The following is a 15,562-nucleotide window of genomic DNA, read 5'->3' on the forward strand; positions in this document are numbered from 1 at the left end:
GGTATTCATGGGACGCAGACAACGCAGACGAGCGCAGATCAACGCAGATATTATTAATTATCAGCAAAATAAATCTGCGTCCATCTGTGTGTTCTGCGTCATCTGCGTCCAATGATATCAAATTGACACACCCTCCTCGAATTATCGTAACAGACGTGTTTTACTAACACGCCTCTCCATTTTTATCAGAGTTTATCCTTTAAATATTTTCCCGTATAAGATGCCTCGCACATGGCCACCTCCTCCGGCGTTCCGGTGCAAACCAGATTTCCTCCGGCATTTCCTCCTTCGGGGCCGAGATCAACCAGATAGTCGGCACATTTGATCACATCCATATTATGTTCGATAATGACAACCGTATGACCTTTATCGATCAGGGCATTGAAAGCCTTCAGCAACGTCTTGATATCATGAAAATGCAGACCGGTCGTCGGCTCGTCAAAGACGAAAAGCGTCGGTTCCTGTTTCTCCTGGCCCAGATAGTAAGCAAGTTTCACACGCTGGTTTTCACCACCGGACAAAGTGGATGAAGTCTGTCCGAGTTTGATATACCCCAACCCGACATCCTGGAGGGGTTTCAGCTTTTTGACGATCTTCTTTTCCTGTGATCCCGGATATTGTCCAAAGAACTCAATCGCCTGGTTCACGGTCATTTCCAGCATATCATAGATACTCGCACCGTGATATTCGACATCGAGCACATCCTGTTTGAAGCGCTTGCCATGGCAGGTTTCGCATTCGAGGGTGATATCGGCCATGAACTGCATCTCGACCGTGATCTTTCCTTCTCCTTTACATTCTTCACATCGCCCGCCTTCCTTATTAAAGGAGAAATAGGCAGCCGAATAGCCCATCTGCTTAGCCAAAGGCTGCTCACCGTAAAGTTTACGGATCTCATCGTAGGCCCCGATATAGGTCACCGGGTTGGAACGGGAACTCTTGCCGATGGAGTTCTGGTCGACGAACTCGATGCTTTTGATCATGTGCATATCGCCTTCCAAGCCGGAACAGTCAACCATCAAGCGGGCAGCCTCGTCTAAATAATGCTTGACACCTTCGTAGAAAATATCACGCACGAGCGAACTTTTACCCGAACCGCTGACACCTGTTACGACTGTCATCACATTCAAAGGGAACTTCACATCAATCCCTTTCAAATTGTTTTTACGGGCACCTTTCACCTCGATATAATTATTCCAGGGACGACGATAAAGAGGCACTTCTATCTGGTCCTCTCCCGTCAGATACCGGACGGTATAGCTGTTGCTACTGGTTTTCAAATCGTCCACATCACCCTGATAGACCACTTCCCCACCCAGGCGACCGGCCTTCGGACCGATGTCGATAATGTAATCGGCCGCACGGATAATCTCTTCGTCATGCTCCACCACGACCACCGTATTACCTAATGCCTGCAATTGCCGGAGCACCTTGATCAGCAAATCAGTGTCGCGAGAATGGAGCCCGATACTCGGCTCGTCCAATATATAAAGAGACCCGACCAAGCTACTCCCCAAAGAGGTCGCCAAATTGATACGCTGGCTTTCTCCTCCGGAAAGGGAGGAAGACAGGCGGTCAAGCGTCAGATAGCCCAACCCCACATCCAACAGGAATTGCAGGCGGTTAGTGATCTCCGTCAGCAAACGTTTGGCAATGGATGCCTCGTTCTCGTCAAGTTGAAGGTGATCGAAAAAGGCTTTTGCTTCCGTGATCGGAAGGGTAACCAGTTCCGCAATATCCTTTCCCCCTACCTTTACATAGAGGGCTTCAGGACGCAGGCGGGACCCTTTACAAGTCGGGCAAACGGTCTTTCCGCGATAACGTGCCAACATCACACGATACTGTATCTTATAAAGGTTCTCTTCCACAAACTTAAAAAAGTCGTCGATGCCGTGCAGTCCGTGGGCACCGTGCCAAAGCAAGTCTTTCTCCCTTTGCGTCAGATCGTAATAAGGACGATGGATCGGGAAGTTATATTTCTCGCTCTTCACAATAAACTCTTTCAGCCATTCTCCCATCACATCACCTTTCCAGCAGACTACCGCTCCCTGGAAAACGGACAGGCTTTTATCCGGCACGACCAGATTTTCATCGATACCAAGCACCTTCCCGAAACCTTCGCAAGTCGGGCAGGCACCTAACGGGTTATTAAAGCTGAACATCATATCGGTCGGTTCCTCGAACACCCTACCATCAGCCTCGAATTTCTTGGAATATTCTTTTACAACTGTTCCTTCAGATGTGTAGATACGGATGATACAAGTATCGTGCCCTTCGAAGAAAGCCGTTTCGGCGGAATCGGCAAGACGGCTTTTCAATGTCTTGTCATCCGATACGACCAGACGGTCTATCAACAGTTCGATCACCGGGGAGGAAAGCAATGTGTCATCCGCCAATACTTCACCGATCCGGTAAACGGTCTCGCCAATGGACAAACGGGTATAGCCTTCTTTTTGCAAGATTTCCAACTGCTCCTTGATGCCACGCCCATCCGGCAGGACGACAGGAGCATATACGGCAAAGCGTGTTCCGGCAGGGTAGCCTAAAACTTCTTTCACAATATCGCTTACCTGGTGTTTCTTCACTTCCATCCCGGAGACAGGAGAGATAGTTTTCCCGATACGGGCATACAAGAGCCGAAGGTATTCGTATATCTCCGTAGAAGTTCCTACCGTCGAGCGCGGGTTGCGGGTGTTCACCTTCTGTTCGATAGCGATGGCAGGGGGAATGCCTTTGATATAGTCGCACTCCGGCTTGCTCATACGCCCCAGAAACTGGCGTGCATAGGCCGAAAGGCTCTCCACATAGCGGCGCTGCCCTTCCGCATACAACGTATCGAATGCCAATGATGATTTTCCACTACCGGAAAGGCCGGTTATAACGACCAGTTTATCTCTGGGAATCTCGACATCGATATTTTTCAGGTTATTGATTCGAGCTCCCTTGATGAATATAGAATTGTTTTCGGACATAACAATGATTTATCAGCATAACATATAGGGGGGTGTGTCAAAACTATCCTGTTCCCGCGCTTGACGCGGGATCGCATTAAAGCCAGTCATATAAACATCTGATTGATAAGGCTTGCTCTTTTGCGGCTCCGCGTCAAGCGCAGGGACAAGGGGATTTTGCCCCCCATATAAACATTGCAAAGGTAAAAAAGGATTGCCGTTTCGCCAAGCAAACGGCTGGCATTCACATTCGGAAACAATCAATTCACACTTTCTAGATAAACAGGGCCGATCAGGCCGGATTTCTGCAACGTATCGGCAGGCTTCCAGCTATTGCAGGGTGTCCAGGTTTTTCGTTCGGACTCCGGCAAACCGCTATCACCGATCAAACGGTTCATCCAAGTGGTAACGACCTCTATCTCGACTTTGTTCTTCCCTTTCCGAACCCAATCCGTTACATTTACCCGGTAGGGAGCCGTCCAAACGCCCCCGGCATACTGACCGTTGATCTTCACTTTTGCCATTACCCCGACATCGTTCAGATTCAGATACAATTCGCCTTCCGGTTTCTTTTTCAATTTAAATTCCGTCTCGTACCAAATCGTACCGGAATAATAGCGGATATCGGGATTTTCGTTCTTGCTGATATCTTCCAGGCGGGCAAAGGTTTGAACTGCCGGTCCTCTTCTCTTTTCCTCAAAGGAGACTCTCCAAGGAGCATCCAGGCGGACAAGCGTCTGCGGAACCGGATAGTTCAATTCCAGTTCCGTTCCCTCAGCCTTTACGGCCGGCCGGCGGAACACGACAAAAGCACTCTCATAAGGATGCAACTTCAAAGGAACAACTGTCCCCGTAGCTGTCTCTTCATAAGCAGGAAGCATACGAATACGGCCGGTTACCGCATCCCATAACTCCGGTTGCCTTGAACGGATACGGAATTCCGGACTGATCTCGACCGTCTCGTCTTTCTGGTTGGAGACAAAATAGATCTCGGCATCTCCAGCAGAACGGTGTCCGTAGAGAACCGGAGCATCCGCCGGCAATCCGCAGTCCGGTACACAACCGATATGCATCAAGGCCTCTTCCATCGTCATGCCCAACAACAACTCACCTTTTCCTCTTTTAACAGCCTTCACGTTCCGCCCGTCCAGACCGCCCCATAATTCGTCGGCCAATTTCTTAACCTGCCTGTCAGCCATCGGAAAAGATTCGCCACTCGGCGAACGTTTCGGAGCAGGCCCCAAGACAACCGCCCCGTCTTCGATCAGTTTCCCGATCTTGGCAAGCAGTTCAGGACGCATGGTCTCAAGCTTCGGAAGTACCAGTATTCGGTATTGCGTACCATGAGGCAACGTCAGCAAACCGTCTTTAACAAAGAGGTCGCGCTCGATCACCTCGGCATTGATATAATCGAACTGGTAGCCTTTCGGCAGTTCCGGTTCTACGATACCGGTCATCTTGGGAGCATCTTCGCCGATGAAATAAGCGACATCGGCAATATTCAAACCTTGTTGCAACATATAGTTGACACGTTTCAGATAAGATGTAAACAAATCCATCTGCGGATACCAAGTGTTCAACCGGTTGAATTCGCTGCTGAACCAAGCGTTCATCCCCGGCTCCCGTTCTTCCGAAGGCTGCGAGATATAGACATGCAACAACGTATTATTGATTCCTTCCGTAAAGAAACGGTCGCCACGCTGTTTCATCATGGCAGGATAACAACTGAAAGGCGTCCCGCCGCTGGTGAACGATTCGGCCGAAATCTTCTGCTTTCCATAAATATGTCCGCAGGAAGAGGCGGCACGGTTCTCGATATTCCCCAAATCGCCAAAACTCCAGAACTCGCCTCCTATCTCGTCCGATTGTCCGCCATATTGCAGGAACTCACCGGGGAACCCCCAGTGCCCGTAGTTTTCCAACCAGGTCGTCAAGCCATATTTATGGCACACCTCCCGTAAGCCGCCGACATAATCGTATGCGACTTTATCCGCAATCAGACGGCGCAGATCCCAAAGGAAACGGTCGGAACGATCCTCGCTCCCGACCACATATCCTTCATAAGCGGGAAGGAACGGTAACGGGTCATAACCGTAACGCGCCTGGAATTCCGACAAGAAATCGTCGGTAAAGTTTTGTCCGCCCGTTTCGTAACTATCTTGTACGACTACTTTCCAGCAAGCACGGTCTTCAGCCGGAATACGACGGTATATTTCACCCATGAAAGCCTCGAAATGCGCTTCTACATGCTTGCGGCTCATCTTATCTATCTCCAGTCCGGTCGCTTCGGGATCGGCCGGGCTGTTCGTCACACCCGTCGGGAGCATACCGGTACGCAGGATCGTCCATTCTCCCGCCGGAGCTTTCCAAACAAGGCGGTCTCCTTGCAAGAAAGCAGAAATATCCAATACTTTCCCCGGATCGATGACCAGGGAGGGATCACCCACTTCCGGTTGTACCGGCCACTGGTATTCATGCCAATAAGGAAGCGGAGTCTGAAACATCTTGGCTAATGTCTTTTCGGGATAACGTTCCACAGCAGGAAGGGACAAGAATTCTACCTCTCCCAATCCCGTACCGGATGCCGTGTTAGCCAGTTCCAACCGGAACTCGCTTGCCGTCGTCTCCGGGACAGAGATAACAACCGGAGCATACGGATCGAAGCCGACATTCAAATTCGCATTGAAACGGTCGATCTTAAATTCGGACAGCATCCGATAGCCCCCGTTCTCTTTTACTAATAAACGGGCATTGGTTTGAATCGGCTGGCGGGCAGGGAAGATTTGCAAACTGCGTAAAATAAACGGTTGATCCGTCCTGAAATCGATCGCCACCGGCTTTTCGCTTTTTTCCGTAAAAAGCATCACTGTTTCCTTATTCCCGTCAACCAAATGGTTCAGATTTTGCAAAGACATAGCAGATGTCACTTTGGTATTTGCCGCCGACAACCGGGTTGTTTTCTTCCCGACAGATGGAAAAGCGATCACCTTTACATCCTGAAAGTCCTTATCCGGCTTCGTCAAAATCACCTCTACCTGTTTTCCTCCACTGACTTCCGCCTTTACCGATGCCAGATAACGCATCGCCTGCTCCGGTTTCACCCACGGTCCACCCGACTGGCTCCATCCGGGTGAATTAAAGATGCCGATCTCTATTCCTAATTCCGTTGCTGTTTTAAGGGCTGCGTGCAGTATTTTCCACCATTCTTCACTATAGAACGGCACGGTCTTATAAGGCGTCTGGATTCCTTCCAGCCCGATATTCCCGATAAAAGCCCGGTTGATCCCGGCTTCTTTCATCGAATACAGGTCTTTCTTCACCCCTTCTTCCGAGATATTCCCAGAAATCCAATACCAATAAACGGAAGTCTGTACTTGCTTCTCCGGATTCACGAAGCCGGATTCAAGCACATTTTTATCTTGGCCACTCCCCGTAAAAGGGGACAATAGTGAAAGGCAAAGCAGTATTTTAAGCAGAGGTTTCCTCATGATCTGTTCTTTTAAGATTCCGGCGGTAAAAGTAATAAGATTATCCTCGCTTCTGTTTTCTATATTGATTTATATGTTTTCAAAAATGCTTTTTCAAATCCCCTCGTCTATATAAAAAAGACCGAAACGATCATTGACAAATTGACAAGACTTCCCCTTGTTTAACAACCATCTGATTTGTTAAAAAATATTACCCGCTATAGTAATTCTATTTACATGGGGTAGTAAAACCGATTACATGCAAAAGCAGTGACATTTTGATTATTTACTTTATCTCATAAACAATCCGGAATGCTTGCTCCGCCAATCTCTCACCAACGACTTTTTTATTCCTCGGATGCACATCATACGGATCACCGATATCCAGAGAATAGGCCATCCCGGTATTAGGTAAAGCAACACACTGCTTTTCCCGGAATAACTGATAGGGCGGCTCACCAGCTTCCGGATCTATCTCCGGCAACAGTGATATTTGAACATATAAAAAAGGCAGATCCTCCTTCTTCCATTTTTTACGCCAGTCAAGAATCAATGCTCTAAACATTTCTGCGTATAGCTCTGGTTTCCAGACATCATTTTCTCCCTGATACCAGATAACACCTTTAACATTATATTCTAGACAAGGATGTACCATTCCGTTAAAGAGAGCTCCCGGATAATTTTGGTATTCTGCTTCTGGCTTAAGGATGGAATCTTGCACGGTTATAGACCAACCTTCCGACAAATCCTCCCGAAATCCGGCATCTCTCGTTGACATAAAGAAAAGGCTTTTATCACCTTTTACAGAAGGCGGACCAAAAGGTTGCGCCAGCCGCACAAGCAACTCATTCCTTCCCGGACAAATACAAGATTTAGGAATAAGGGCAATAGCCGGTTCGGGATACATATATTCTCCAATCTCTCTACCATTAAAATAGATAATACTTTGCCTGTTCAGCAATCCCAACGACAGAAACAATGGCTCTTTCGCATATCGCTCCGGTAGATCGATTTCCTTCTTCAACCAAAAAACTTCTGAAGATGCTGGTATTTTTTTCAGATCAAACGGGGTCCATGCCACGGTCGGTAAAAGACCGATTTCCCGGACTTGTCCTTCCCGTGGGATAGATATCTGGCACCTCCTTTGCTGATTCGCTCGGAGAGCTTCCACGACTTTATCCCGATCGGGAATAGGTGGAGTTCCCTTAAAATTCAGAGAGTCTTTAAATTCGTTCAAAACAGCCTTACTCTCCCACGCTTTAATCGATGTTCCAGCCCACGAACAATTAATGATCCCAACCGGAACCTGTAATTTTTTATACAATGCTTTTGCGAAAAACCAAGCTGTTGAAGAAAAACCACGTAAACTTTCCGGTTCCGGTATTTTCCATTCTTTTATCGGAACCTCCTCCACTTCGATCGATGCAGGATATTTAGGCACAGTAAATAATCGTATCTCCGGGTAATCCGAATCAACCAATTCTTCTTCGCATCTATATATGCTGGAATTAGGTAGCCATTCCCATCCCTCAATCGGATGTTCCATATTAGACTGTCCGGAAGCAAACCAAACATCTCCCACCAATACATTCTTGAATGATAATGTTTCTTCTTCTGTCCATACAGCCAATAGATAAGGTCCGCCGGCTTTTTCAGCCGGTAACCGCACTTGCCAACATCCCTTTTCGTTTACTTTGCAGGATACTGACGAGAGGTGGAAAGCCACCGATACTTTATCTCCAGGAGTGGCAGTGCCCTGTACAAAAATCGGTTCGTCACGTTGAAGAACCATGTTGTCGGCAAATAAACCAGAAACCCGGAGCTTGCATAACGCAGGCTCCGAGTATACTATAAAAATGAAAAAAAGAAAAAACCACCTATTTACCATATCGCAATTAATTCGCCGGTTATATTCTCGAACTCATAATAAGTTCCGGCATAATCCGTCCCTTTTTTTCGTTCCAAGGAGGGTTTATTATAGGGATAACCGACATTATTTACAACTTCAAAATGTGTATCGTCCGCACCCGGATAAATTCTTACCGTAGCCTGCTTCAACCCGTTAATACCAATTCTGCGCTTCACATTCCATTCAACAGGAGCAACCTCGTAACAAGAGACGACTCCTTCATCTTGTTTGACAAACACACGGCATTCTTCTTGATAAGACTTAGGCATACGATAATGTGCCATACCATTCCTCAACTCCGTTTCATATCCGGTAAAAATCGGAGCTCCCTGTGGGAACAACCACTGCTGCTCAATTGTCTGGTTAGGCGTAAATCCTGAAAAGTAGAATGCATTATCACATCTGGAAATACAGTTGATCGGGTTTTTCAAACCTGCTTTCAATTTATCAAAATGGATACTATACCCCATGTTATCCAGAGAATACCTCAGTAAAGAGGAACCATTGAACCACTTATCGGGGTTGTCCGGTGTCAGAAGATGACCACCCCGATAAGTAGCAGAGTTCGTTCCACGGAGGTAGGTTACCATTCCTCCATTCCATTCCTTTTCCTGACGCTGCACGACAACATCTCTCTTTTGATTTCCTAAGAAAGCCTGTGCCAATACCTTCGTACCTGGATCAGCACTGTTATTTACAACTGTCTCGATTCCTCCACCGGACATATCTGCATTATGTTTCAAAATGTCAGAACCCGGAACTTTTATTCGATCAGATTTCAACCGAAGTTTCATTTTCATCTCTCCGGATATAGGTTCGACAGTCTTGATATTCAGAAAATCAAGAAACTCTTTACTTGCATGCGAAGACGGGCCATATACGAATAGTTTCCCCCCATTCTCCACAAACTTCATCAACTGCTTTTCCATTTCGGAGCCGGCATCCGGTACGATTGAAACCAAAATCGATTCATCGAAAGTATTCTTACCCTCTTCCATCAATTTGGTGAAATTCCCGCTGGATACAACTGTATTCATCGGAAATCCATCATTAATTGCCTGCTGGATAAACCAATCTCCATAATAGATTTCCTCTATTCGTTCCGGCTGTTTATATGCCCAGTCGTGATATTCATCGAAAGGATATACCCAGACAATCAAGCCTGGCTGGTCAGGCGATGTCCGGCGCCCCTGCAAAATATGAGGAATCACTTCAGAGGGAACCTGTTCCGGCATATTTCCGTAAGAATCATCGATCGTCAGGAAAGTCAAGTGAGTAGGTAATTTAACATTTCCATCGGCATCGATACGGGTAACCGCCATCGGCAAATAGATATCATGTGCTTCCCGTCCGTAACGATCCAACCAGGGACTGTTTGCCCACCACGGATCATGCGTATAATATCTGAAAAGGTAACGGTCGTCCGGTAGCTCGGAAATACGTGACATATATCCGGCTAATTCCAAACCAAAGTTCCCATCCAAGGCAGCCCACGGAGAGTTCGGTGGCGGCAATAAATTAAAACCTCCATTATAAATAGCTTTCAAATCGACACCGTCTTTCGCCAAGTCGGCTCCAACTGAGATATTCGTACCCCGTGTCTCGATCCGAAAGTCCGGACATTCAGCCCGAAACTTTGTCCAGAAATCAATAATTTTTTCACGGGTATCATTCAGCTTTTCAGGATGAAATTTTTTTCCGTCGAAAACAGCTCCGGTTGCGCTCCATGTTTCCATCCCAAAACCTAACCCGTTAGAAAGCCATAGGAAATCAAACCCCATATCTGTCAAGAAATGTTGGCTCTGTTTACCGAAGAATGTACCGAATGGCGTACCCTGTGGTATTCCCGAAGGAAAGCCTGCATAATGCTCTTTGTCTTCATTCAAAGTGGCATAGCAACATACAAACGTTTTTGCTCCCATCGTATTTCCCATACAAATCTCAGGATGCTTTTTATACTTGAACTCGGACTTTGCAAACTCTGGCCCCGGATCGAAAGTCTCACCGACACGAATCGTCTTGCCAGTCAGCAACTTTCCCTGCTCTTTCAGAGAAGATACGATATATTTCAAATCTCCGTATGTATATTGAGGAGGATTGGGAATATAATCGTAGGCACGCTGATGTAAACTCAAATCCACTGGTCCGGAATTTACCTCATGTTCCGTATTCGGATTTCCGACATACTGGGACCATTCCAACCGTTGCTTTTTGTCTCCCTTATAATTCAAAATCTCTGAACCATCGGCTGTCCATAACATAACTGAAATCGTATCCGCATGTTTTAACAACGGTCCCCACTGGGCAAAAATATTCCGGCAAACTTGATCAATAGAGTCCCGATCATTCACTTTAAAAGGCTTTAAAGACATTTCGAGATGAATATCATTAAAAGGTTTTATCCGGCTATCCTTGTCGCTCTTATCCCTAAGCAAATCGCAGTTCAGTGCTTTTTGCCCACAGGAAGGAAACAATAATAGAAAGGAGGCAAATAATAATATTGCTTTTTTCATTTTCATCGTTCAATTTAAGTATTTACAATTCGAAATATACTCAATATCCCGGATTTTGTTCCAAATCCGGATCAATATCTATTTGTCCCTGAGGAATCGGAAGCAATAATTCATACTCTTCTACACTAAAAGCCAGACCACGATTTTTGAAATCTTCATTCAATACTTCCAAGGTCCGTCCGGTTCTCATCAAATCAAACCAGCGATGTCCTTCAAAACAAAGTTCGCATTGTCTTTCTTTTTCCAGAGCAGTGCGTAATGCAGTTTGAGACAATCCGTGCAAATCTCCGATTCCTGCACGTTGCCTTACCTGATTAATATATAGCAAAGCTTCACTCGCTTTTCCCAACTCATTCAGAGCCTCTGCATACATAAGCAGAACATCCGCATAGCGCAAAAGAGTAAAATTCACACCACAGTCGCTTGTCGTCGTTGCCGAATAATCTACAAACTTTTTGCAGAAATAATAATCCGAAGTCGTACCGTCTTTCATCGGCAATTTATTCCCCAAAGCAGCATCCCGCCTTAAATCGCCTTCCTCGTAAGTATTCCACAAGGTTTCACTGGGGACACATCTCCCTCCTCCTAATATTCCACCGGAAAATACATCCATATTGATTACATTGGGATAAAAATGATGTGCAAAATTAGAACCTTCCCCGAGATTGCCCGAAGCGAACTCTATTTCTAATATCGATTCCGATTTGTCATCGTTGCCTTCGGAAAAGAGAGAACCGTAGTCCTGTTCCAAAGAATATGCATTCAAATCTATCACCTCTTTCAGCTTTTCTGCTGATTTATCATATTCATGTCTTGTCAAATAGACTTTTCCTAACAAAGCCTTTACAGCACCAATCGATACTTTTCCTTTATTTTCTGGAATTTCTGAAGACAATAAACTTTCAGCATCCATCAAATCCTGTATGATCAGTTGATAAACTTGGTCCACAGGTTTCCGACTAAAATCATAGTCTGCAATCTGATTCGGACTTGAAAATTCCAACTCCGTTATAGAAACGTCACCAAACAATTGAACCAACTGGAAATAAGCCAATGCACGTATAAACTTACATTCACCCTGCATTTTCGCCTTTGAATTGAAATCAAAATTCGACAATCTGTTCAGTATACCGTTTGCACGGCTTATCATTCCATACGAATTGCTCCAGTAAGTACTCACATAAGCATTTGTCGCAGATAAATTCATATAATCAAACCCTGTTACGGCAGTCTCGGCATTCGCCAATTGGAAAACTGCATTATCGGTAGCCAGCTCATTCATCCAGATCAAATTTTGACCATAGCTCTGTAATCCGGAATACAAACCGACTACAGCTGTTTCAAAATCAGATTCATTCTGATAAAATCCCAACTCGTTCATTTGATATTCAGGTTTTAATGTCAAGAAATCAGAGCAAGACATCGTACTCAGTGATATTGCCAAAAGAGGTAAATATCTCATTATTCTATTTTTCATACTATTCATTTTAAGCAATTATTAAAAAGCAACCTTTACACCTAATGTGTATGTTCTCGGAGTAGGATAAACGCCACTATCTATCCCAGCAGAAGTCACAGAGTCTCCAGACTGGCTTGCTTCCGGATCATAACCCGGATAATCCGTGAATGTATATACGTTAGAGACATTGAAATAGGCATTCAACCCCTTCAATCCAATTTTTTGCGTGATAGATCCTGGGAAATCATACGATAAGGTAATGTCTTTAATACGGACATACGAAGCATCAAATAAATATCTGGAACTGGCAGACATCCCCAGCGCATAATCGGAACGTATAGCCCTCGGCAGATATCCATTACCCGGTTCTTCAGGAGATCTCCAACGATCATTAACCAATGACAATTGGTTCTGTACACCTGCACAATTTAACAAGGTTTCTCCTGCTTCGAAATAGGTCTTTCCCCCTTGAGACCCGTTAACAAAAACACTTAAACTCAAATTCTTCCATTTAAATTCATTATTCAAGCCCCAGGTAAAATCGGGAAATGGCGATCCGACAATTGTTTTATCAGCCGTCGTAATCTTGCCATCGCCATCCACATCTTCATATTTCAAATCACCTGGTCTTGTATTGGGAGAATAAACCGGGCCTTTCGCGACATCCGCATCATCTTTAAAAACTCCGACAACATTCATCATATAGAAACTGGAAATGGGTTGCCCCACTTCAGTTATAAACTTATCAGAAACGATACGCCCATCTTCCGTTGCAAGTTTTTTTACCTTATTACGATTTGTACTTATATTAAAAGAAGTCGACCATGAGAAATTTTTTGTATCGATATTCACAGTGTTTAAAGCAAACTCAAATCCTTTGTTTTCTATTTCTCCAACGTTTTGCATTGCACTTCCGAAACCAGAGGCAGCCGGCAGATTCACACTTAACAACAAATCTGTTTTCAGATTATAATACCAATCGGCAATGACTGACACACGGTTGTTGAACAAACCGAAATCAATACCGATATCAGTCTGCTTAGATTTTTCCCAAGTCAGTTCATCGTTTGCCAATGTACTTGGAGCCAAACCCGGTAAGATTTTGTTTGCATCCACATAATTAGAAACGCCTAACAAAGCTATCTGATTATAGTTTCCGATACTGTTATTTCCGGCAACCCCATAGCTTGCTCTTATTTTTAAATCGGACAAAGCTCTAAAATTCTGCATAAAAGGTTCTTCCGATACACGATACCCAACCGAAACAGAAGGAAATGTTCCCCATTTCTGATTTGCTCCGAACCGTGAGCTACCATCTCTACGAACAGTCGCCGTCAACATATATTTATTGTCATAAACATAATTTGCTCTCGCCAACAAAGAGACCATAGACCATTCGGACTTCAGGTGTGTCCCAGAATTGATCGTTCCGGCAGATAAATAATGTATATAATCGGTAGGAAAATCCGTTGCTCCGGCAGATAATTGACTATAGGTATCCTTTTGAACTGTCAAGCCAGCTACAACATTCAAATCATGTTTTTCATTAAAGTTCTTTTTATATGTCAATGTATTTTCATTCAACCAGTTTAAGCCTTTCTTATCTATAGCGGCAGCTGTTGCCGGACTGGATTTATCCGCATAGGTTCCGATCTTCGACGATTTCCATAGTTCCGTTTGATTCAAATTAAACTTCAAACCAAACGATGTTCTGAAATTCAAACCTGGTATAAATTCATAATCCAGATAATTGTTTACAATGAAATCCTTCATATTTCTTTTGTCGGAGAAATTTTCAGCAATAAATAACGGATTTTCCACAGGTGCTCCCATCGGATCATCAAACTCGGAATTATAACTGCCATCCTGACCATAAACCGGCATTCCCGGATTTATAGCCAATGCACATTGAATCATACCTCTTAAGCCCAGATGTCCTTCAGTTCGTGCAAAATCGCCATACCCATAAGAACCAGCAAGATTTGTACCGAACTTCAATCGTTTCGTCAGTTTTGCTTCGATATTAGAACGGATATTGAAGCGTTGAAAATCGGAACCAATCACGATACCCTTCTGATCGAAGAAGCCTAATGATACCATATATTTTATATTTTCGGTACCCCCAGTAGCCGATACCTGATAATTTTGGACAGTTGCCAAACGGAATATTACATCCTGCCAATCTGTCCCTTCATTTGAAATGGAAGAGGGATTACGGTATTCTGGCCTTACCCAAGCATTGGAAGTTCTGACTTCATTCGGATCACTTGCTTGACCACCAGCATAAATCCAAGCATTATCTCTACCTTCCGCTACAAATTCCGCATATTCGCGAGGAGTCAACAAATCCAATTTATGAGCGACCTGTTGTACACCGAAAGAGGCATTTACATTAATGGATGTTTTACCGGTTTTCCCTTTCTTTGTCGTAATCAAGACAACACCATTCGCTCCTCTGGAACCATAAATAGCCGTAGCCGATGCGTCCTTCAATATCTCGATCGACTCGATATCCGAGGGGTTAATCGTACTTAACGGATTGATTTTCTCTGTCGTGGCATTTGCCATACCACTGGAAGAATAGCTGCTATTGGAAAAATTGGACAAGTTAGAACCTCCCCCACCTGTTCCGATAGGAAATCCGTCAACTACATACAAAGGAGAATTAGAACCGGTAATCGAACTGATACCACGAACCATAATATTTATATTACCACCCGGAGCTCCGTTCGTCTGGGAAATTTGTACACCTGCAACTTTTCCTTGCAATGACTGATCGAAACTTAATGCAGGCGTCTTACCCAAATCTTCACTATTCACCGAAGCAATGGCACCTGTCAGATCTTTTTTCTTCTGCGTACCATATCCGACAACCACTACTTCTTCAAGCGCTTTCACATCCTCTTTCAACACAATATCGACAACTGTCTTATTTCCGACCGAGAGCTCCTGCGAGACATATCCGATAAATGAAAATGCAATTACAGGATTCTCCGTAGTCAGATTTAAAACATATCGCCCTTCAACATCCGTAATAACTCCATTCGTCGTACCCTTTTCAATAACATTCACACCAGCAATACCATAGCCGTCAGAACCAATCACTTTACCCTTTACTGTTCCAGGAGATGCATAAGCCATCATTACACTAAAAAAAGCAAAGCAAACCAAAAAGGGCAAACGAATTAATTGCCGAAACCTGATTTGCAATGCGTCAATCATTTGACACTGTTTTCCCATGATTCTCAGATTTAAATTGAAAT

6 protein-coding genes are annotated in these 15,562 nt (G+C 44.6%); all 6 read right to left on the minus strand.

All coding sequences use genetic code 11. The annotated features are described in order from the left end of the window. Positions 1–185 precede the first annotated feature (185 nt). A complete protein-coding gene (uvrA, locus tag NQ564_RS14340) occupies positions 186–2,972 on the minus strand; it encodes an excinuclease ABC subunit UvrA (RefSeq protein ID WP_008146297.1) in 2,787 nt (928 codons plus the stop codon). Between the two features lie 239 nt (positions 2,973–3,211). After that, complete coding sequence (locus tag NQ564_RS14345) at positions 3,212–6,439, minus strand: glycosyl hydrolase (protein WP_008146299.1); 3,228 nt, start codon at positions 6,437–6,439, stop codon at positions 3,212–3,214. Between the two features lie 265 nt (positions 6,440–6,704). Then, complete coding sequence (locus tag NQ564_RS14350; protein ID WP_039847985.1) at positions 6,705–8,210, minus strand: sialate O-acetylesterase; 1,506 nt, start codon at positions 8,208–8,210, stop codon at positions 6,705–6,707. Between the two features lie 89 nt (positions 8,211–8,299). Beyond that, positions 8,300–10,840 (minus strand): hypothetical protein, encoded by a 2,541-nt coding sequence (locus NQ564_RS14355; RefSeq protein WP_129650198.1) that lies wholly within the window; start codon positions 10,838–10,840, stop codon positions 8,300–8,302. 40 nt (positions 10,841–10,880) lie between these two features. Further along, the gene (locus tag NQ564_RS14360) at positions 10,881–12,317 is read right to left on the minus strand and encodes a RagB/SusD family nutrient uptake outer membrane protein (protein WP_039847986.1); all 1,437 of its coding nucleotides are present in this window, start codon (positions 12,315–12,317) and stop codon (positions 10,881–10,883) included. A gap of 21 nt (positions 12,318–12,338) precedes the next feature. Then, positions 12,339–15,539, minus strand: coding sequence for a SusC/RagA family TonB-linked outer membrane protein (locus tag NQ564_RS14365; RefSeq protein ID WP_008146305.1), 3,201 nt, complete (start codon positions 15,537–15,539; stop codon positions 12,339–12,341). Between the last annotated feature and the right edge of the window lie 23 nt (positions 15,540–15,562).

Origin of the sequence: Parabacteroides johnsonii DSM 18315, from assembly GCF_025151045.1 — a bacterium.
Taxonomy (GTDB): Bacteria; Bacteroidota; Bacteroidia; order Bacteroidales; family Tannerellaceae; genus Parabacteroides; species Parabacteroides johnsonii.

Coding starts and splice junctions, on each gene's coding strand:
- NQ564_RS14355 (WP_129650198.1), bottom strand. CDS start 10,840: ATGAAAAAAGCAATATTATTATTTGCCTCCTTTCTATTATTGTTTCCT.
- NQ564_RS14345 (WP_008146299.1), bottom strand. CDS start 6,439: ATGAGGAAACCTCTGCTTAAAATACTGCTTTGCCTTTCACTATTGTCC.
- NQ564_RS14360 (WP_039847986.1), bottom strand. CDS start 12,317: ATGAAAAATAGAATAATGAGATATTTACCTCTTTTGGCAATATCACTG.
- uvrA (WP_008146297.1), bottom strand. CDS start 2,972: ATGTCCGAAAACAATTCTATATTCATCAAGGGAGCTCGAATCAATAAC.
- NQ564_RS14365 (WP_008146305.1), bottom strand. CDS start 15,539: ATGGGAAAACAGTGTCAAATGATTGACGCATTGCAAATCAGGTTTCGG.
- NQ564_RS14350 (WP_039847985.1), bottom strand. CDS start 8,210: ATGGTTCTTCAACGTGACGAACCGATTTTTGTACAGGGCACTGCCACT.